Origin of the sequence: Pelomonas sp. CA6 (genome assembly GCF_022549225.1) — a bacterium.
Taxonomy (GTDB): Bacteria; Pseudomonadota; Gammaproteobacteria; order Burkholderiales; family Burkholderiaceae_C; genus Roseateles.
The window spans coordinates 1-1723 of the sequence record NZ_JAKZFD010000030.1; the positions used below are offsets into that span (position 1 = coordinate 1).

General features: G+C 68.5%; 2 protein-coding genes. Both read right to left on the reverse strand.

Annotated elements, in window-relative coordinates; genetic code table 11:
- Nucleotides 1-44: 44 nt before the first annotated feature.
- Nucleotides 45-818 (reverse strand): ABC transporter ATP-binding protein, encoded by a 774-nt coding sequence (locus LZ017_RS21715; protein WP_241399019.1) that lies wholly within the window; start codon nucleotides 816-818, stop codon nucleotides 45-47.
- A 20-nt stretch (nucleotides 819-838) separates the two neighbouring features.
- The coding region (locus tag LZ017_RS21720) for an ABC transporter ATP-binding protein (RefSeq protein ID WP_241399020.1) at nucleotides 839-1723 on the reverse strand (885 nt) is incomplete at its 5' end.

Consider the following 1723-nt stretch of genomic DNA (forward strand, 5'->3'; position numbering starts at 1 on the left):
GCGCCCCCTTGAGGGGGCCGGCGCAGCCGGTAGGGGGTGGGCCGTCAGTGCGCAGCGTGCGCGCCGAGGTAGGCCTCGATGACCTTCTCGTTCTTCTGCACGTCGGCCGGCGTGCCTTCGGCGATCTGCTTGCCGTAGTCCAGCACCGTCACCCGGTCGCACAGCCCCATCACCAGCTTCACATCGTGTTCGATCAGCAAAATGGTCCGCCCGTCCTTGCGGATGCGGTCGATCAGCTCGCGCAGCACCACCTTCTCGGTCGCGTTCATCCCCGCCGCCGGCTCGTCCAGCGCGATCAGCTTGGGGTCGGTCGCCAGCGCCCGCGCGATCTCCAGCCGGCGTTGGTCGCCGTAGGACAGCGTGCGCGCCTTGAACTCCGCGTACTGCCCGATGCCCACGTAGTCCAGCAGCTCCTGTGCGCGCTTGGCGATCGCGGCTTCCTCGGCCTTGAAGCCCGGCGTGCGGAACACCGCCCCCAGCAGCCCGGACTGGGTGCGCACATGCCGCCCCACCATCACGTTCTCCAGCGCCGTCATCTCGGCGAACAGCCGGATGTTCTGGAAGGTCCGCGCGATCCCGGTCTTGGCCACCTGGTGCACCGCCTGCGGCCGGTAGGCCTGTCCCCCCAGCTCGAAGCTGCCCGCGTCCGGCGTGTACAGCCCGGTGATCACGTTGAAGAAGGTGGTCTTGCCCGCCCCGTTGGGGCCGATCAGGCCATACACCTGGCCCGCGTTGATCTGGATGCCCACGTCCGACAGGGCCTGCAGCCCGCCGAAGCGCTTGGACACGCCCGACACCTTGAGCACGGTTTGCGTCATCTCTGGTGCTCCTTCCTTGCTCAGTTCTTCTTCAGCGGCTGCGGCGCCGCCTTGCCATGCTCCGGCGCCGGCCACAGCCCGCGCGGTCGCAGCAGCATGATCACGATCATCGCCAGCGCCACCAGCAGCTGGCGCAGGATGGCCGCGTCCAGCCGACCCCCGGTCATCTCCTGCAGCGGCCCCGCCACGTAGCGCAGCACCTCCGGCAGCGCCGCCAGCAGCAGCGCCCCCAGGATCACGCCCGGGATGTGCCCGATGCCGCCCAGCACCACCATCGCCACGATCATCACGGACTCCTGCAGGCTGAAGGACTCGGGGCTCACGAAGCCCTGGAAGGACGCGAACATCGTGCCCGCCACGCCCCCGAACGTCGCCCCCATGCCAAAGGCCAGCAGCTTCATGTTGCGCGTGTTGATGCCCATGGCCTTGGCCGCGATCTCGTCTTCACGGATCGCCATCCACGCCCGCCCGATGCGCGAGGTCTCCAGCCGGTAGCAGATCAGCACCGACCCCACCACCAGCGCCAGGAACAGGTAGTAGTACAGCGTCACCGACGGCAGCGTCACCCCGAACACCTCCAGCGACTTGCCCAGGTCCAGCCCGAAGAAGTGCACCGCGTCGATCTGCCCGATCCCGCGCGGACCGTTGGTGATGTTCAGCGGGTACTCCATGTTGTTCAGGAACACCCGGATGATCTCGCCGAAGCCCAGCGTCACGATCGCCAGGTAGTCGCCCCGCAGCTTCAGCGTCGGCGCCCCCAGCAGCACCCCGGCCATGCCCGCCAGCGCCGCCCCCAGCGGGATGATGATCCACAGCGGCGAGTGCAGCCCGTCGGGGAAGGCCGCCCGGAAGCTCTCGAAGTTCTCGCTCAGGTGCGGGCTGGCCAGCAGCGCGAACATGTACGA

Coding starts and splice junctions, on each gene's coding strand:
- LZ017_RS21715 (WP_241399019.1), bottom strand. CDS start 818: ATGACGCAAACCGTGCTCAAGGTGTCGGGCGTGTCCAAGCGCTTCGGC.